Source organism: Mycobacterium sherrisii (assembly GCF_002102355.1).
GTDB lineage: Bacteria > Actinomycetota > Actinomycetes > Mycobacteriales > Mycobacteriaceae > Mycobacterium > Mycobacterium sherrisii.
This window is the reverse complement of the sequence record NZ_LQPT01000092.1, coordinates 1-18,077: the sequence shown is the minus strand read 5'-3', so window position 1 is coordinate 18,077 and position 18,077 is coordinate 1. Positions and strand designations below refer to the sequence as shown.

Sequence of the window (18,077 nt, the reverse complement as noted above, 5' to 3'; positions counted from 1 at the left end):
GCGGTAGGTTCGCTCCATGGAAAAGGTGATCGCGGTGCTCCGGCGCGCCGACTCGGACGACGAATGGTGTGCCCGGCAAGTGGGCCCGGTCGCGGACGCGCTGCTGGACTTGGGCCTGCCCGGGCTGGCGGTCAATGTGAAAGACGGCGCGGTGCGGCATTCGCTGATGACGTTGACGACGTTGGATCCACCGGCCGTCGCGGTCGTGAGCATGTGGACACACCAGTGCTACGGCGAACAGATGACGGCCGCGCTGGCGATGCTCGAAGCCGAATGCGACGAACTCGCCGCCTATCTGGTGACCGAATCCGTTCCACTGCCCGCGCCCGTCACCGAATCGGGCGCTCGCACAACGGGTTTGGCAAACATCGCGCTGCTGCGCCGTCCGCCGGAGCTGGACCAGGCGACCTGGCTTTACCGGTGGCAACGTGACCACACGCCGGTGGCCATCGAGACCCAAGCGACGTTCGGCTACACCCAGAACTGGGTGGTGCGAGCGCTGACCAGCAACGCACCGGGAATCGCGGGAATCGTCGAGGAGTTGTTCCCGGCGGAGGCAATCAGCGACCTGAAGGCGTTTTTCGGGGCCGCCGACGACGACGACCTGCAGTACCGGCTGGGCCGGATGGTCGCCAGCACCACCGCGTTCGGCGCCAACGAGAACATCGATACGGTGCCGACCAGCCGCTACGTGTTCAAGCCCGCCTACCCGACATGAGGAACACATGACCACACTCGAAGACGCCGTGGCCCTATCGGCCGCAGAAAGCGGACTGGCGGTGATCTCGACCGTTCGTGCCGACGGCACCGTGCAGGCGTCGCTGGTGAACGTGGGCCGCCTCCCACATCCGCAGACCGGTGAGCCGGTTCTCGCCTTCACCACCTACGGCAAGGTCAAGCTCGCCAACCTGCGGTCCCGTCCGCAACTGGCGGTCACCTTCCGCAACGGCTGGCAGTGGGCGACAGTGGAGGGCACCGCCGAACTGGTCGGCCCCGACGACCCGCGGCCGTGGCTGCAGCCCGACCAGTTGCGGCTGCTGCTCCGTGAGGTTTTCACCGCCGCCGGCGGCACGCACGACGATTGGGACGAGTACGACCGGGTGATGAATCTGGAACGACGGGCGGTGGTGCTGATCGCCCCGACGCGCGTCTACAGCAACGGGTGAGCGCGGGCCGGGCAAACGCGCGACGTTAGGCTGCACCGGTGACCCTGCTGCTGATCGAGGACACCAATCGAGTACGCACCCTGACGCTGAATCGGCCCGAGGCGCTCAACGCGTTCAACGAAGCACTCTATGACGCGACCGCCGAGGCGCTGCTGGCCGCGGCCGAGGACCCACAGGTCGCGGTCGTCGTGCTGACCGGCGCCGGGCGCGGCTTTTCCGCCGGCACCGATCTCGCCGAGATGCAAGCGCGCATCACCGACCCCGGCTTCACCCCGGGCAAACACGGTTTCCCCGGCCTGATCGAGGCGCTCAGCGCGTTCCCCAAACCGCTCATCTGCGCGGTCAACGGTGTCGGGGTCGGGATCGGCGCCACCATCCTCGGCTACGCCGACCTGGCGTTCATGTCCGTGACGGCACGGCTGAAATGCCCGTTCACCAGCCTGGGTGTGGCGCCCGAGGCCGCGTCGTCCTACCTGTTGCCGCAGCTGATCGGGCGGCAGAACGCCGCCTGGCTGTTGATGTCCTCGGAATGGGTCGACGCTCAGGAGGCTTTGCGGATGGGCCTGGTGTGGCGCGTCTGCGAACCGGAGGAGCTGCTGCCCGAGACCCGGCGGCACGCCGAAGTCCTTGCGGCCCGGCCTATTTCAAGTTTGATGGCCGTCAAGCACACGATGGCCGAACCGGTTCGGCCGGAGATCGCGGCCGCGACGGCGCGGGAAAACGCTCACTTCGCCACGTTGATGGGCACCCACGACAACGCCGCGGCCCTGGCCTCTTTTGCGGACCGAAAACAGAACTGATTTCGCGTCAGAGCGACGCTGCGGTCTCGAATTCGGGTTCGCTGTTCTTCGACGCGGCGATGATCGCGCGCAGGGTGCGCCGGCACCGCCCACAGTCACCACCGGCGCCGCACGCCTCGGCCACCGCCTTGGAGGTGGAAGCACCCCGGGCGACGCACTCCGCCACGGTGTGGTTGGTGACCCCGACGCACAGGCATACGTACATCAGCGTGCCTCACATGCGCCGGCGGTCGCCCGAGAATGCGTCATGTTAAGGGAGTCTAGCCTAAGTAGGTTAGACGACCCTAACTTGGGGCTTATTTCCCCTAGTGAGCGCAGCCATACCTTGCTGGAAGATTCGAAATTTAGGTGGCAAAGTGCTGCTACGGCGGCACGGCGCTCAGCCCAGCCCTGCGCCGCAGTCTTGACAGCTTTTGACACCGGAGGAGTGATCATGCAAGGGGATCCAGATGTGCTGCGTCTGCTCAACGAGCAACTGACCAGCGAGCTGACCGCAATCAACCAGTACTTCCTGCATTCGAAGATGCAGGAGAACTGGGGCTTCACCGAGATAGCCGAGCACACCCGCGCGGAGTCCTTCGATGAGATGCGGCACGCGGAGGCGATTACCGACCGCATCCTGCTGCTGGACGGTCTGCCGAACTACCAGCGACTCTTCTCGTTGCGCATCGGACAGACGCTGCGCGAACAGTTCGAGGCTGACCTGGCGATCGAATACGAGGTGCTCAACCGACTCAAACCGGGCGTCATCATGTGCCGCGAGAAAGAGGACAGCACCAGCGCCTTCCTGCTGGAAAAGATCATCGCCGACGAGGAAAACCACGTCGACTACCTGGAGACCCAGCTGCAGCTGATGGACAAGCTGGGCGAGCAGCTTTACCTGGCGCAGTGCGTGTCGCGGCCGCCGGGTTCGATCGCCTAGGTCCTGCCGCACGCTCGGTTGACCCGCAGCGCGATTGCCGCGGGTCAACGGTGGGCACCCGTTAGCATCAGACGCCGACGGGAAAGGCAGGCATGACCAGCGCATCGTCCACCGCACCGACGCAGGCCCACCCGGCGGCGTCCACCGGTTCCGGCGGCCCGTTGGTCACGCCGCAACGACGAAACCTCATCTTCGTTGCGATCGTGCTCGGGATGCTGCTGGCGGCGCTGGACCAGACGATCGTCGCGACCGCACTGCCCACGATCGTCGCCGACCTCGGCGACGCCGGCCATCAATCCTGGGTGGTGACCAGCTACCTGCTGGCGTCGACGATCGTCACGGCGCTGGTCGGCAAGCTGGGCGACCTGTTCGGCCGGAAACGTGTCTTCCAGGCGGCCATTGTCTTTTTCGTGGTCGGGTCGGTGGTGTGCGGCCTGGCCCAGTCGATGAGCATGCTGGTCGCGGCCCGCGCCCTGCAGGGCATCGGCGGCGGCGGAATCACCGTCACCGCCAGCGCGCTGATCGGTGAGGTGGTGCCGCTCCGCGAACGCGGCCGCTACCAGGGCATTCTCGGAGCCGTGTTCGGCGTGACGACGGTCGTCGGCCCGTTGCTGGGCGGTTACTTCACCGACTACCTGACCTGGCGCTGGGCCTTCTGGGTGAACGTGCCGATCTCGGTCGTGGTGATCTTCGTGGCGGCGGCGGCCATCCCGGCATTGACGTCGGACACCAAGCCGGTCATCGACTACGCCGGAATTGTGTTGGTCGGCCTGGGCGCCGCCGGCCTGACGCTGGCGACCAGCTGGGGCGGCACCTTATACCCGTGGGGCTCGGCGACGATCGTCGGACTGTTCGTCGGCGCCGCGGCGGCGCTGGCCGCGTTCGTCTGGGTCGAAACCCGCGTCCCCCAACCCATCCTGCCGACCCGGTTGTTCGCCAGCCCGGTGTTCACCGTCTGTTGCGTGCTGTCATTTGTGGTCGGGTTCGCGATGTTGGGCGCGATGACGTTTCTGCCCACCTACATGCAGTACGTCAACGGCGTCTCGGCCACGACGTCGGGACTGCGCACGTTGCCGATGGTGGTCGGCATGCTGATCACCTCGACCGGCAGCGGCACCCTGGTCGGCCGGACCGGTCGGTACAAGGTGTTTCCGGTGGTCGGCACCGCCCTGATGGCGCTGGCGTTTCTGCTCATGTCGCGGATGACCCCGTCCACCTCGGCGTTGGTGCAGTCTGCCTATCTGGTCATTCTGAGCGCCGGCATCGGTCTGTCCATGCAGGTGTTGGTGCTCATCGTGCAGAACACCTCGAACTTCGAGGACCTCGGGGTGGCCACCTCGGGTGTGACGTTTTTCCGGACCATCGGAAGTTCGTTCGGCGCGGCGATATTCGGGTCGCTGTTCGCCAACTTCCTCAAGGGCCGCATGGGTCCGGCGTTGGCCGCCAGCGGCGCTGCACCCGACGCGGTCAGCTCGCCGGGTGCCCTGCATCATCAGCCGGCCAACGTGGCCGCGCCGATCGTGCAGGCGTATTCGGAGTCGCTCAGCGAGGTCTTCCTCTGGGCGGCGCCGGTCGCGGTGGTCGGCTTCGTCCTCGCGTTGTGCCTGCGCGAGATCCCGCTGCGCGACATCCACAACAGCGCAGTCGATCTCGGTGACGGCTTCGGCATGCCGAGCACGGACACGCCGGAACGGCTGTTGGAGAACGCGATTGCGCGCATGTTGCGCGGTGATCCCGGTGTGCGGTTGCGTAGCATCGCGCTGCGGCCCGATTGCCGGCTGGACGTCGCCGGCCTGTGGGGCGTGATGCGGATCTACCGCTTTGCGCAGATGTACGGGACGGCGCGGCTCAGCGATATCGGCGATTCGCTGCGACTCCCGTTCGAGGTGCTCGAACCCACCTTCGCCCGGCTGGTCGCCGGCGGTTACGTGGAGCGGGACGGCAACCAGATGTGGTTGACACCCGCGGGCGCCCAGCAGGTCGACTACGTCTACTCGTTGCTGCTGGGCTGGATCGTTGACAAGCTGTCGCGATCACCGAACTTCGAGGGTCGACCGGACCGCCGCCAGGTCGAAACCGCATTGCAGCATATTGCACACCGTGTTCTGGCCCAACGCGATTGGCACGACGACACACCGGCCACCGCGGCGCTGCCGGCCGGTGTCGGCGATACGCGTTAGTGATCGCGCGGCGCGGGCGTACCATCACGCCATGAGCCGAATCGGAACCTTCGCTGACGACGACATCTACGGCTGGGCCACGAAGTCTCCGGACCTCGGCGGCGCGATCGCCAATTTCAGCCAGGCCGTCTACACCAAGAACCGGCTGCCGATGCGCACCCGCGAGATCGCGCGGACCGTGATCGCCCACGACAACGAATGCACCGTGTGCCTGAACACCCGCGACGCCGACGGCCCGGCCGAGGGCGTGGACGAAGCGCTCTACGAGCACGCGCTGCAGTGGCGCACCTGGGAGGGTTTCAGCGAGCAGGAGCGGCTGGCCGCCGAGTTCGCTCACCGGTTCGGCACCGAACACACCAAGTTGCGTGACGACGAAGACTTTTGGCGCCGCGCCAACGAGCACTTCTCCGAGGAGTTGCTGGCCGACCTGGCCCTGTCGTGCGCATTGTGGGTCGGCATGGGGCGGATGCTGCGGACCCTCGATATCGGTCAGACCTGCAAGCTGACCCTGCCGAGCCGGGCCTAGCGGGGCGGGCGAGCCGTTCGACGGTATCCACCGATAGGGCTGCTGCCATGACGGCCATGCCGCTTGCCGCCGCGGCGGTCGCCCAGCTGGAGACCGAGGGAGTCGACACCGTGCTCGGCACCGTGGTGAATCCGGCCGGTCTCGTCCATGCCAAGACCGTGCCCATCCGGCGCACCAGCATCTTCGCCGACCCGGGCCTGGGCGCCAGCCCCTCCTGGCACGCCTTCGCCATCGACCGGACCGGCATCGCCTTCACCGACGAGGTCGGCGTGGTCGGCGATCAGCGATTGCGTATCGACCTGGCCGCGGTGCGCGTGCTCGGCGACGGGTTGGCCTGGGCGCCAGCAGGATTCTTCGGACAGGACGGCACGCCGGCATCGGTGTGCAGCCGAGGAACGCTCGGCCGGGTCGAGGCGGAGCTGGCCGCGGCCGGCCTGACCGCCGCGGTTGGTCACGAGGTCGAGTTCGTCGTGGTCGGCCCCGACGGCGGCCAACTGCCCGCGACACTGTGGGCACAGTACGGCCTGGCCGGTGTGCTGGAGCACGAGGACTTCGTCCGCGATGTCACCACGGCGGCCACCCGCTGCGGGGTGGGAATCGAGCAGTTTCATCCCGAGTACGGAGCCAACCAGTTCGAAATCTCGTTGTCGCCGTTGCCGCCGGTAGCCGCCGCCGATCAGGTGGTGCTGGCACGCATCATCATCGGCCGTGTGGCGCGCCGTCACGGGTTGCGGATCAGTCTGTCGCCAGTTCCGTTCGCCGATGGCGTCGGATCGGGTGCGCACCAACATTTCTCGCTGACGACCGCGGATGGTCCGCTGTTTTCCGGCGGGCCGGGGCCCGGCGGCATGACGCCGGCGGGGGAGAGCGCGGTGGCCGGTGTGCTGCAGGGACTGCCGCAGGCCCAGGGCGTCCTGTGCGGATCGATCGTGTCGGGTCTGCGCATGCAGCCCGGCAACTGGGCGGGATGCTACGCCTGTTGGGGCATCGAAAACCGGGAAGCCGCAGTGCGATTCATCAGGGGTGGGCCGGGCAGCCCGCACGGGGGCAATGTTGAAGTCAAGATCGTCGATCCCTCGGCCAACCCGTATTTCGCGTCGGCCGCCATCCTGGGGCTGGCGCTCGACGGCATCCGGCGCCACGCCCCATTAGCCGCTGCGACGACGGTGGATCCGGCCACCGTCTCGCCGGCCGACCGCGCGCACGCCGGGATCGTGAGCCTGGCCCGCTCTCAGCCCGATATCCTTGCCGCGCTTGGCCGTTCGGCGCTGCTCCGGAAAATCCTGGGCGACGCCGCGGTCGAGATGGTGGTCGCCGTCCGCAGCCTGGAGCAGCAGCGCTACGCCGATCTCGATCCCGGACAACTGGCGGACAAGTTCCGGATGGCGTGGAGCGTCTGAGCGTGACAGTGCCGTCGGCGCTGGCGCAACACATCGGCGAGGTGCTCCTCATCGATCAGCATGTCCACGGTTGCTGGCTCGAGTCGGGGGATCGGCGCCGATTCGAAAACGCGCTCAACGAGGCCAACACCGAACCGCTCGCGGCCTCGGGGTTCGATTCACAGCTAGGGCTCGCAATCCGCGCCCACTGCGGCCCCGTGCTGGGGTTGCCCAAACATGCCCAACCGCAACAGTATTGGAGCCGTCGCAGCGAACTCACCGAGCGCGAGCTGGCGCGTTTGTTCCTGCCGGCCGCCGGGGTGAGTGACTGGTTGGTCGACACCGGCATCGACGCCGGCACCGCCGACGTGGGCGAGCTGGGGGCGCTGTCTGGCAACCGGATTCACGAGGTGATTCGCCTCGAGCAGGTCGCGGAGCAGGCCGCGCAGGCATCGGGCGATTACGCGTCGGCGTTCACCGCCATCCTGCACGACCGCGCGGCCGGCGCCGTCGGCACCAAGTCCATCCTCGCCTATCGCGGCGGCTTCCAGGGCGACCTCGGCGAGCCGCACCCCAACGAGGTCGCCGAGGCCGCGGCCCGCTGGCGGGACCGAGGTGGAACCCGGCTGCAGGACCGGGTGCTGCTCCGCTTCGGACTGCACCAGGCCCTGCGGTTGGGCAAGCCGCTGCAATTCCATGTCGGCTTCGGCGACCGCGACTGTGACCTGCGCACCGCCAATCCGCTGTATCTGCGCGATTTCCTGCTGCGCTGCGGCACTACCCCGATCGTGTTGCTGCACTGCTATCCCTATGAGCGCGAAGCGGGGTATCTGGCGCAGGCCTACGACAACGTCTATGTCGACGGCGGGCTGAGCATCAATTACCTTGGCGCCCGTGCGCCGGCGTTCATCGGCCGACTGTTGGAGATGGCACCGTTGTCCAAGATCCTGTATTCGTCCGATGGCTTCGGGCCCGTCGAGCTGCACTACCTGGGCGCGGCCTTGTGGCGCAGCGGGATGCACCGGGTTTTGCGCGGCTTCGTCGACAACGACGACTGGAGCGAGGCCGACGCCATCCGGGTGGTCGATCTCATCGCGCGCGAGAACGCCGCCCGCCTCTACCGCATCAGCGGTTGAGACCACTGGAACCGAAACGGAAACAATGGCGCTGGATCGTCGCGAGTTTTTCAAATGGAGCTTGGGATTAGGCACCGTCGCCGCGGCTGCAGCCGCCGGCTGCTCGCACCCGGTACCCCCTGCGCCGCGCAACGGCAAACCCGATCACACGCTGCGGATCGGTACCGGCACCGTCGAGTTGGCGCCGGACCACGTCGTCTCGACGACTCTGTACAACGGTGAGTTCCCGGGTCCGCTGCTGCGACTGAAGGAAGGGCAGCAAACCTGGGTGGACGTCTACAACGACACCGACACTCCGGAGCAATTGCATTGGCACGGTCAACATCTCGATGTCGACGTCGACGGCGCCGCCGAGGAGGGCACGCCCTACATCGCACCACACGGCATGCGGCGGATCTCCTTCGTGCCCGGACCGGCGGGGTTCCGCTTCTACCACACCCACGTCGTCCCGCGCGCCGATTTGTCTCGGGGCCTGTACACCGGACTCGTGGGTCCCGTCTACATCGAACCCAAACAGCATCCCGGCGCGTATGACCAAGAGATCTATTTGACCCTCAAGGAGTTTGAGCCGACCTTCAGTAGGGGCGGCGACATGGCCAGCGACTTTCTCGCCGGCACCGAAGACCCGGGCCTCAAGGAGAAGGGCGAATCGGCGATGCGAGCCTCGTTGAGCCGCGGCGCACCGCATGGGTACGAGGTCGGCTACGCCGCGTTCACCGTCAACGGCCGCAAACTTGGCCAGGGTGACCCGCTGCGGGTCCGAGCCGGTCAACGGATCATGCTGCACGTGCTCAACGGCAGCGCCACCGAGTCGCGCAGTCTGGCGCTGCCCGGCCACCGGTTCACCGTTGTTGCGCTGGACGGCAATCCGGTGCCGACCCCGGCGACGGTACCCGTGCTCTGGCTCGGTGCGGCGGAGCGGATTTCGGCAGTTGTCGAGATGACCAACCCCGGCTCCTGGGTGCTGGGGGATCTGTCCGACGACGACCGCGGCAACGGCATGGGCATTGTCGTCGAATACGCCGGGCACCGCGGCGACCCGCAATGGGCCGCGCCCCCGCCATTTAGCTGGGATTACCGCCTGTTCGCCGCCCCGACGCCGGCCGCTTTGCGGCCGCCCGATCAGGTCATCGAGATGCTGATCGAGAAACGCAACGCCGCCGACGACGGGTTCAATATCTGGACGATCAACGGCACTGCGTTTTCGATGGACAGCAACACGCCCGTGCTCACCTTGGAACGCGGCAAGCGTTACCGCCTGCGCTTCCAAAACGCCACCGACGACCTGCACCCCATGCATCTGCACCGGAACACCTTCGAACTCACCCAGTTCGCCGGCACGACGACCGCCGGCGTGCGCAAGGACGTTGCGATGCTCGGCGGCTACCAGATCATGGACGTCGATTTCGTCGCCGATCAGCCCGGACGGTCGCTGCTGCACTGCCACCAGCAGATCCACATGGATTATGGGCTGATGCTGTTGCTCGACACCGTCTGAGCCGGGCCTTGCTCCTTGATTCGAAGAATGCTTATATAGATAAATGTCGAATCAACTGGGGTGCTGCCCGGGGCTCGGGACGGCCGCGCTGGGGGCGCAGCAGGCTGCCGAGCTGGCCGCGATGTTCAAGGCCCTCGGCGACCCGGTCCGGTTGCGGCTGCTCAGTTTGATCGCAAGCCACCCCGATGGCCAGGCCTGTGTCTGCGAGATTTCGGCGGCCTTCGACGTGTCCCAGCCGACGATCTCCCATCACCTCAAGCTGTTGCGTTCGGCCGGGCTACTGGCCAGCGAGCGCCGCGGCACCTGGGTCTATTACTGGGTGATTCCCCTGCACTACAACAACTTTCGTCGATCCTGCGGGTCGATCTGTCCGTCGCGGCCGCCACCGGGTAGCGCCGAGACAACCGGAGACAATCCGAGACAACCGGAAAGGAACCAACCATGTCCCGTGTACAACTCGCCCTCAACGTCGAGGACCTCGACACGGCGATCGCGTTCTACGCCAGGCTCTTTGGCACCCCACCGGCCAAAGTCAAGCCGGGCTACGCCAACTTCGCGATCACCGAGCCGCCGCTCAAACTCGTGCTGCTGCAAAATTCCGGCCAGGGCGGCACCCTTAACCACCTTGGGGTGGAGGTCGAATCCAGCGGCGAAGTGCATCGGGAGATCGGTCGGCTCGCCGGCGAGGGGCTGTTCACCGAGGAGGAGATCGGCACCACCTGTTGCTTCGCCACGCAGGACAAGGTTTGGGTCACCGGCCCCGGTGGCGAGCGATGGGAGATCTACACCGTGCTCGCCGACTCCGCTACGTTCGGGCCGCCCAGCGAGCAACCCGGCCAAACCTGCTGCGCCACATAGGAGATAGCCGGGCGAAAAACATCGGTGTGAAAACGAGGCATTCCGGGTAGTCGGCGTTTCAGATCGGCGCTAACGACAGGAAACGGCATATGGGACTCGTCGGAGAGGCGATGGAGTGGACCCGCAACCAGGTGGTGTCCCGGGTGCCCAAGGCCGACCTCGACCAGCGCGATCCGGACTATATCCGTGACCAGCTGCCCGGCACCTGGCTACTCGCATCGCTGTACTTCAGGGCGGACGTGCGGGGACTGGATCGGATCCCCAGCACCGGCCCGGTACTGCTGGTCGGCAACCACAGCGGCGGCAATGTCCCTCCCGACACCTTCGTTTTCACCCTCGCTTTCTGCTCCTACTTCGGCGTCGAACGACCGTTCTACCAGTTGGCCCACAATCTGGTGGTTTCGGCACCGCCGCTGGGCTGGCTGCGCAAGTTCGGCACCGTCGCCGCCAACCCTGAAAATGCCCGACTCGCTTTGGAATCCGGCGCGGCCCTACTCGTCTACCCCGGCGGCGACTACGAGGTCTTCCGGCCCTCGTGGGAACGCCACAAGGTCGACTTCGGCGGGCGGATGGGGTATGTGCGACTGGCGCGTGAAACCGGGGTACCGATCGTCCCGGTGGCCAGCGTCGGGGGACAGGAGAGCGCGCTGTTCATCAACCGCGGACAGTGGCTGGCCAAACTGTTGATGGCGGATAAGTTGCTGCGTCTCAAGAGCATTCCGATCTCACTGGCCCTGCCCTGGGGACTGAACATCAGTGACCTGGCCGGGCACATCCCGCTGCCCACCAAGATCGTGATCGAGGTCCAGGAGCCCATCGAGGTCGACGGCGACGATCAGACGGTGCACGACAAGGTGATGGCCAGCCTGCAAGAGGGCGTCGACCGCCTTGCCGCCCAGCGTCGCTTCCCGGTGATCGGCTGATGCGCGTCGAACGCCGCTGCGTCGTCAAGGCCGACCGGGAGACCATCTGGAGGATCGTCAGCGGTCCGGACTGCTACCCGAAGTTCATGACCAACCTGGAGCGCTGGGAAGCAGCCAACGATCTGCCCGCCGGTGTCGGCGCACGCTACATCGTGCACTGGAAAATCGGTTCGGTCCCGGTGGGCGGCCTGATCGAGGTCGTCGAATTCGACGACCTCCGTGACGTGGCTTGGGTCGGTTTGACCGGTATCACCTTGCGCGGCCGGATCCGGCTGCGCGACGGCGGCGAGGGCAGGACGAAAGTAACCTTCCGGCTGTCTTATCAGGCGCCGGGCGGGCTGCTGGGTTATCTCGCCGATCGGGTCGCCGTGCGGCAGGTGGGGCGGACGCTGTCGGGAACCCTGCGGCGTCTCGGCGAACTGGCCGAGTCCTGACGTCTTGTGCGTAGCGCCACCATCAACGACAACCCGAATTGTCCATGCCCGTGTTGTCGACGGGAAATTTCCTATCGCGACCGTCGGTTTGCTGGAATACAACGAGCCGAAGGTGAGTTCGCGATGGCCGATGGCAAGGGGGTCGTTGTTGAGTAGCGCCACCGCACGCCCGGGATCGCGGGTGCGCACGGCAAATTGGTTCATGCACATGGCCCTCCCGATGGTGGCGCTGTGGCTGTTGCTCAACAAGCCCAAGGTCGACCTGGAGTGGGACAACCGCGTCGCGCATTTCGTACTGGTGTTGTCCGCGTCCGTGGTGAGTGTGGTGCTGGGCTTCTTGATCGGGAGGGAGGCTCGCGCCCGCGACGACGCCCGACTCTGGTTGGTCTCGCAGGTGTTCATCACGACGGCGGGCTTTTTCGGTGTGCACGCCGTCTTCACCCCGGGGGTGCTGATCAATACCTCCGACGCGGAGTTCATGTTGCCGACCCGCATGGGGCTGGTGTTGGCGGGCGCAATCGCGCTGGCCTCGTCGGCGACATTCACCCCGGCGCGAAACGCGCGCCTCTGGTCACTGCGCTGGCGGTTGTCGGCGCTGGTGTGGTTCCTGATGGCGGCCACCGCGGCGGTGATCCTGTGCGGTGTGCTCGACCGGCTGCAAAACCAGGATCAGCTCGAGAACATCGAGCAACTGGGGGCGTTGGCCGGTGGTGCGCTGTTCGCCGCGGCGGCACTGGTCTACTTCCCGATCTACCGCCGCCGCCCCGCCGTCGTCGTCATGTCGGTGCTCACCGCGTTTGTCCTGTTGACCGAGGCGTCGGTGGCCTTGGCGCTCGGGATGAGCTGGCACGCTTCCTGGTGGCTATGGCATCTGCTGATGACGGTGGCGTTCTGCTTCATCGCCTACAGCGCGCGGGTTCAGTTCCGCCGAGAAGGTTCAGTGCGGGGCCTGTTCGATGCGCTGGCGACCCAGCAGACCATTGCCGATCTCCGCCGCGACTATGCCGCCGCGCTCGAAGAGATGGTCGACGTGCTGCAGCGCCGCGAGCGAGGTGAACACGTCGCCCCCGGCGCGGTCGCGGCGCGGCTCGCCGACCGATTCGAGCTGTCCGAACAGCAGGTCGCGGTGCTCAAGCGCGGGGCCGAAGCGCTGGGCGCGGAGCGCGAGCGCGTGCGCAAGCTGCGCAGTCTGGTGGCCGTCGGGCGCGAGTCCAGCGTCATCCAGGACGAGGACGCGCTGCTGGATCGAGTGATGGCGGCCCTGGCCGAAGCCTTCCCCGGTGACCACTTTCGGTTGGGCATCGTGCGCGGCGGCGCGCTCGACTTCGCGGGGGCGGCGGTTGCCGACGATCCGCTGGAACTGCCCCTGATGGTCAAGGGGCAACTCGCCGGGGTGATCGAGGCCCATCGCGCCGACGGCGCCTTCGCCGACGCCGACGTCGCGCTGTTGCGCTCCTTCGCCACCCAATCCTCGATCGCATTGGAGAACGCCCGCCTATACCACCACCTCGATGGCCTGTTTCGCAGCTACATGTCGCCGGCGGTCGCGACCGCGCTGCTCGCCGACCCCGATCAGGCCGGGCTCGGCGGTGCTGTCACTGAGGTGACCGTGCTGATGGCAGACCTACACGGCTTCACGCCGTTCACGGAGGCGACCCCTCCCGACCAGGTGGTCACCATGCTCAACACCTACTACGGAGCTGTCGTCCCGCTCATTCTGGAATCGGGCGGCACCGTTCTGCAGTTCGTCGGTGACGCCGTGACGGCGATTTGGGGTGCCCCGGCACGACAGTCCGACCACGCGATACGGGCCGCGCGGACCGGACTGGCCCTCCACGATGTCGTCGAGAAGGCGGCACGCGGGCACGCCGACTGGCCGCGGTTCCGCGTCGGCATCAACAGCGGGCCGGCGCTGGTCGGAAATATCGGAGCAGCAGAGATGCGCAGCTTCACCGCGATCGGGGACACCATCAACCTGGCGGCTCGCCTGGAGAATCTGGCCGAGCCCGGTCAGGTGGTCGTGGGCCCCGCCACCTGCGCGGCACTGGGAACGGGCGCCCGGGTGAGCAGGCACGGCTCCGTGCGGGTCAAAGGAAAGCGCGACCCGGTCCGGCTATGCGTGCTGCACGAGTTGGCGTCCTAGCAAACGACTTTTTGGTCGGCACCGTCCGCTTCGTCAAATGGACATCTCGATGTGGACCGCCGAACGTATTGGCGCGCTGGACATCAAGCGATTTCCGGCGGTAAAGTGCGGTGCGCACCGTTCGTCCACGCAACGAAAACCGTTGGCTAGGAAGGTTTGACGACATAGACTGGTCGTCTCGGGCAATTCGACAATACAAGTCCATATCCGGCACCAGCCCAAAGCTGAGCCGAACGGGGGAAATGTCATGTCACGCCACACGAGTAAATTCGTCGTCGCTTTGATCCTTGCGTTTACCGCAAGCACGGCGTCGGGGTGCACTTTTCCGGTCACCATCGACTGCAGCCCGCTGACCTGCGTTCCGTAGCACCCAAAGCGGCACTACGTACGAACGGCACGGTACGAACGGCACGGTACGAACGCCACGGTACAAACGGCACGGTACGAACCGCACGAACGGCGCTACGCGACCGCACATTACGCCGCTGAGCGGCTCAACCACACGGCTAGCGGACGCCGGCATACCCTCGCATGCCGATACGCGGCTAGAAGAGCCGGTCCGCGATAATCCCTGCTCGCCCAGGGATTATCGCGGACCGGGCTATCGACGACTCCGTGGCTTACCTACGGTACGAGGGTAAACGGACCGCCGTCGATCGTGACCGGAAATGTGCAGCCCGATGCGGAAAGGGCGGTAAAGCCCAGCATAACGGCGACCACAATTTTACTGCTGAGACGTGCCACGGTGTTGCCCCCATTCGTCCAAGGCTTTTCTGTTACCAGAGAGCCGATCGTGTTGCCCGAGACACACGTACAATACGATGCGAAACAACAAGATCACGAGCATTTTGGCAAAAATCCCCGCAAGATATTTTGCCGAATTCATTCGGCCGGTACGGTTTCTGAGGCGTCAGACAAGTTAGCAGTATGCAGCAAACGAATGTTGTTGATAATCAACTTATCTCAATACCGTTTTCCAGGAGATCAGCTGGCGCATACCGAGATGCGGCGGCTGATGGTAGTCGATCGTCGCTGGTGAAGACCGGCGGCTACGCCCAGTGCGGCGGGACTTCGCTGCCCGGGCAGTCCGCGTGGCGGCAATGAACGTCCCGGACGATCCTGCGCAGCACCTTGCCGGCGTCATCACGCACGTATTCGACCGTCGCCTCGGCGGTCCGCCGGCAATGCGGACATGCTGCCATTTCGGTTTGGAACCGCGGCATGCGATCGCACCTCCCGTCGCGCTGCGATCATAGCGATCGGGATGGCTCAGCAACCGGCGGCGCCGCTGCGCGGCGTTCGGTCCGTCCGCAACGTTGCGTCGACAAAACGGCGAACGGGCGCCCCGGGCGGCTGACGCTGTTCGCCCGGGGCGCGCGTCACACATCAGTAGTACGCGCGGCGGCGGGCTCCTACATCGTGACGGTGATGAGCGAAAGGACGGGTGAACACCCCGTCGCCGCCACCGCCGTGAAACCGAGAATTACGGCGACGGTGATTTTGCTGGTGATTCCCGACATGTTGCACTCCATTTCGTCTCGATTGCGCCCGGCTCGATGTGGAGCCGGGTCCATGGCGTCAGGAGGCACGGAAATGGCCGTTCCTGACCCCGAACAAACAAATAGTTGGCTGAAGGCGCCCACCACCGCATTCAGACCCGGTCGGCCGGTGCAGATATTAACTCGAAATCTCCCGTATATACCACGTGTACGCACCGATATTTTCTATGTATTTGATTTGCTATGTTGGCGTGTGGGCGCGCGGAAGCGCCGCTCCTCCGAGACCGTCTCGCCCGGCTACATCTCGCATCCTGCTGAAATTCAGCTGTATACAAGCGAATTGATGCACTACGGCAGCACGAGATCGCCGTCACCCGGACCATATCGGGTATCGAACCCACCGGGTCGACCGATTACAACTGTTTTGCTAGATCGCCGTCCCAGTACCACGCATCCCCATTACGACGTCCGCGAATACCGGCCATAGCCGCCGACGCCGAATTAAGCATGCGCACAATTTCGGATATCCGAGGAGGCGAAGGATCGACGTTTCCAGTTCATTCCCAAACCGTCGAAGGCTTCACACCCTCTGGAGTCCTAAAAAGACAAGAGCGAAAATACCGGGGTGCAACCCGATGCCGTGATGGCGGTGAAACCGAGGATCATGGCGAAAGAGATTTTGCTCGTTACACGTGACATAGGCACTCCGTTCGTCGCGGTATCACCCGACTCAAGCCAGGCCGGGTGCGGCGTCAGGGAGGAAGAATGGCCGCTCCCGACTCCGAACAACACATAGCTGGCATGAAGGCGCCCACCACCGCATTCAGACCCGATTGGCCGGTGCAGATCATAACCGACGTGCGCTAGAGTGCGCCAGATGATACCCACGGGTAATTACTGACGGCAGAGCGCGTACACAGGAAATTAAAAGACGCCTCAGATCAGACCTGAAGCATCGAAAACCCAGGAGGTGTCGGCGGCCGCCAGGTTTTCGAAGTGATCGGGCGGGGCGAAGCTCACCAGGCTGTTCATGTCCCAATAGTCTTTCCAGACCGCGATTTTGCCGTCGACGACCTTATGTACCGTGACGAATCGCAGCACGCCCTGCTCACCCGAGGCGAACGTCCACGTTTCGGAATGCTCGTACATCACGTCGGTGCCGTTGGACAGCAGCACGCCGTCGTGGTTCTGGTAGCCGGCCAATGGCTCGAGCCCGAGCTTGAGTCGGGTGACGATGTTCTCGGGGCCGCGCGCCGAGACCGCCGGGACAGGCATGTCGACGTAGAGGCAGTCGTCGGCCAAAAAGGTCTTGACCGCATCCCAGTCGCGCCGCGAAAGCGCCTGCCACATACCGAGAACAACGCCGTGAACGCCGTCGACGCCAATCATAGAAACGTCTGTCATAGCGGCAAATAAACTCGCTCACCGCGCGAGTGTCAACCACGGCTCGCGCACCGATACTCACAGGGTGAACCCGCTTCAGCGCTACCTCGCCCAAGAGATCGCCACCGACCACGTCGACGGCCTGATGACCAGACGCGAAGCCATTCGGCGACTGTCGCTGCTCGGTCTGGGCAGCACGTCGGCAGTCACGCTTCTCGCCGCCTGCGCCAAGTCCCGGCAACAGTCGCCGGCCACCAAGCCCCCGTCACGTCCCGAAACATCAACGGGCCCAGCGCAACCGCCGGGAATGGCCAACGCCTTACCCACCGCGCCGATTTCGTGGACCGGCCCGGGAGCTCAGCTGCAGGGCGCCTGGGCGCAGGCACCGAGTCCGAAGGGGGCCGTATTGGTCATCCACGAGAACCGGGGGCTGAACGACTGGGTGCGCTCGGTTGCGGCACGTCTGGCCGGGGGCCGGATACGCGGCGCTGGCCATCGACCTGTTGTCGGAAAAAGGCGGCACGGCGACATTCGCGGATCCCGCGGAGGCCACCGCGGCGCTCGGCGCCATCGCCCCCGAGCAGTTCACCCGCGATATGAATTCCGGCGTCGCCGAACTGCGCCGGCGTGCCCCGGGGCAGGAGGTCGCCGTGGTGGGCTTCTGCTTCGGCGGGGGACTGGTGTGGCAACTGCTGGCCGCCGGTGCGCCCGGGGTGTCGGCCGCGGTTCCGTTCTACGGGCCGTTGCCGCCCAGCCCCAACTTCGCCGGGTCCAAAGCCGCGGTGCTGGGCATCTATGGCGCTCTCGACGCCCGAGTGACCGGGTCGCAGTCCGCCGCCAAGGCCGCGTTGGACCGGGCCGGCCTGGTCAACGAGCTGGTGGTGGAGCCGCATGCCGACCACGCCTTCTTCAACGACACTGGTCCCCGTTACAACGCCGCCGCCGCGGCCGACGCCTGGCAGCGGGTGTTGGACTGGCTCGGCCGATACCTCGCCCCGCACTGATGAGCCCGCGACTTGCTAGCTGTTGCGGGTCATGAGGTTGTAGACGCCGACACGGGTTGAGGTGTTCGGGGGACGGGTTCTTCGGCGGCAGGATGAGAAATCGCCAAACCCCTCGTCCTGACTACCGAAGGAACCCGTCCGTGACCCACGGTAATGCCCCGTTGTCCGTTGAAGGCCGTCGTCGACTCGTGGCCCGTTGCGCTGATCGTCCGATCGCTCACGTGGC

17 protein-coding genes and 2 pseudogenes are annotated in these 18,077 nt (G+C 65.6%); 16 read left to right on the top strand and 3 right to left on the bottom strand.

Annotated elements, in window-relative coordinates:
* Window positions 1-16: 16 nt before the first annotated feature.
* The 3 genes from AWC25_RS18470 to AWC25_RS18460 are packed head-to-tail and all read left to right on the top strand — an operon-like array spanning window position 17 to window position 1,966.
* Window positions 17-718, top strand: coding sequence for an EthD domain-containing protein (locus AWC25_RS18470; RefSeq protein WP_069402381.1), 702 nt, complete (start codon window positions 17-19; stop codon window positions 716-718).
* Window positions 719-725: 7 nt separating this feature from the next.
* Window positions 726-1,166 carry a TIGR03618 family F420-dependent PPOX class oxidoreductase gene (locus AWC25_RS18465; protein WP_069402380.1) on the top strand — a complete coding sequence of 147 codons (441 nt, stop codon included), beginning with the start codon at window positions 726-728 and terminating at the stop codon, window positions 1,164-1,166.
* A 44-nt stretch (window positions 1,167-1,210) separates the two neighbouring features.
* Window positions 1,211-1,966, top strand: a complete 756-nt coding sequence (locus AWC25_RS18460) for an enoyl-CoA hydratase/isomerase family protein (RefSeq protein ID WP_069402409.1) — start codon at window positions 1,211-1,213, stop codon at window positions 1,964-1,966.
* 7 nt (window positions 1,967-1,973) lie between these two features.
* Here the strand turns inward: AWC25_RS18460 and AWC25_RS18455 are convergent, their stop codons facing one another.
* Window positions 1,974-2,171 carry a (2Fe-2S)-binding protein gene (locus tag AWC25_RS18455; protein WP_085167236.1) on the bottom strand — a complete coding sequence of 66 codons (198 nt, stop codon included), beginning with the start codon at window positions 2,169-2,171 and terminating at the stop codon, window positions 1,974-1,976.
* 228 nt (window positions 2,172-2,399) lie between these two features.
* Between AWC25_RS18455 and bfr the strand changes: the two genes are divergently transcribed.
* From bfr to AWC25_RS26885, 12 genes and pseudogenes are all read left to right on the top strand, one after another.
* Complete coding sequence (gene bfr / locus AWC25_RS18450; protein ID WP_069402408.1) at window positions 2,400-2,888, top strand: bacterioferritin; 489 nt, start codon at window positions 2,400-2,402, stop codon at window positions 2,886-2,888.
* A 92-nt stretch (window positions 2,889-2,980) separates the two neighbouring features.
* Entirely contained in the window at window positions 2,981-5,068 is a 2,088-nt protein-coding gene (locus AWC25_RS18445) for an MDR family MFS transporter (RefSeq protein WP_085167235.1), read from the top strand.
* A gap of 31 nt (window positions 5,069-5,099) precedes the next feature.
* Window positions 5,100-5,594, top strand: coding sequence for a carboxymuconolactone decarboxylase family protein (locus tag AWC25_RS18440; protein ID WP_069402377.1), 495 nt, complete (start codon window positions 5,100-5,102; stop codon window positions 5,592-5,594).
* Window positions 5,595-5,641: 47 nt separating this feature from the next.
* The gene (locus AWC25_RS18435; protein ID WP_069402376.1) at window positions 5,642-6,994 is read left to right on the top strand and encodes a type I glutamate--ammonia ligase; all 1,353 of its coding nucleotides are present in this window, start codon (window positions 5,642-5,644) and stop codon (window positions 6,992-6,994) included.
* A 2-nt stretch (window positions 6,995-6,996) separates the two neighbouring features.
* Window positions 6,997-8,109, top strand: a complete 1,113-nt coding sequence (locus AWC25_RS18430; RefSeq protein ID WP_372513600.1) for an amidohydrolase family protein — start codon at window positions 6,997-6,999, stop codon at window positions 8,107-8,109.
* A gap of 25 nt (window positions 8,110-8,134) precedes the next feature.
* On the top strand, window positions 8,135-9,607 hold the full coding sequence (locus AWC25_RS18425) for a multicopper oxidase family protein (protein WP_069402375.1): 1,473 nt from the start codon (window positions 8,135-8,137) through the stop codon (window positions 9,605-9,607).
* A 43-nt stretch (window positions 9,608-9,650) separates the two neighbouring features.
* Window positions 9,651-10,000 (top strand): annotated as a pseudogene (locus AWC25_RS18420) (ArsR/SmtB family transcription factor).
* Between the two features lie 48 nt (window positions 10,001-10,048).
* On the top strand, window positions 10,049-10,465 hold the full coding sequence (locus AWC25_RS18415; protein WP_069402374.1) for an ArsI/CadI family heavy metal resistance metalloenzyme: 417 nt from the start codon (window positions 10,049-10,051) through the stop codon (window positions 10,463-10,465).
* A gap of 89 nt (window positions 10,466-10,554) precedes the next feature.
* On the top strand, window positions 10,555-11,388 hold the full coding sequence (locus tag AWC25_RS18410) for a lysophospholipid acyltransferase family protein (RefSeq protein ID WP_069402373.1): 834 nt from the start codon (window positions 10,555-10,557) through the stop codon (window positions 11,386-11,388).
* Window positions 11,388-11,822: an SRPBCC family protein gene (locus AWC25_RS18405; protein ID WP_085167234.1), complete on the top strand. Its 435-nt coding sequence runs from the start codon at window positions 11,388-11,390 to the stop codon at window positions 11,820-11,822. Before AWC25_RS18410 ends, AWC25_RS18405 begins: the two co-directional genes overlap by 1 nt.
* A 148-nt stretch (window positions 11,823-11,970) precedes the next feature.
* Window positions 11,971-13,965 (top strand): adenylate/guanylate cyclase domain-containing protein, encoded by a 1,995-nt coding sequence (locus tag AWC25_RS18400; protein WP_198166721.1) that lies wholly within the window; start codon window positions 11,971-11,973, stop codon window positions 13,963-13,965.
* A gap of 658 nt (window positions 13,966-14,623) precedes the next feature.
* Window positions 14,624-15,004: a hypothetical protein gene (locus AWC25_RS26885; protein WP_157118389.1), complete on the top strand. Its 381-nt coding sequence runs from the start codon at window positions 14,624-14,626 to the stop codon at window positions 15,002-15,004.
* Between the two features lie 10 nt (window positions 15,005-15,014).
* On the opposite strand, the gene AWC25_RS18395 is transcribed toward AWC25_RS26885, so the two are convergent.
* Both AWC25_RS18395 and AWC25_RS18390 read right to left on the bottom strand, forming a co-directional pair.
* Window positions 15,015-15,188, bottom strand: a complete 174-nt coding sequence (locus AWC25_RS18395; protein WP_069402971.1) for a 5'-phosphate oxidase — start codon at window positions 15,186-15,188, stop codon at window positions 15,015-15,017.
* Window positions 15,189-16,400: 1,212 nt separating this feature from the next.
* Window positions 16,401-16,868, bottom strand: coding sequence for a nuclear transport factor 2 family protein (locus tag AWC25_RS18390; protein ID WP_069402970.1), 468 nt, complete (start codon window positions 16,866-16,868; stop codon window positions 16,401-16,403).
* A 64-nt stretch (window positions 16,869-16,932) separates the two neighbouring features.
* Here AWC25_RS18390 and AWC25_RS18385 point away from each other — a divergent pair.
* A pseudogene (locus tag AWC25_RS18385) lies at window positions 16,933-17,851 on the top strand (dienelactone hydrolase family protein).
* Window positions 17,852-18,077 lie beyond the last annotated feature (226 nt).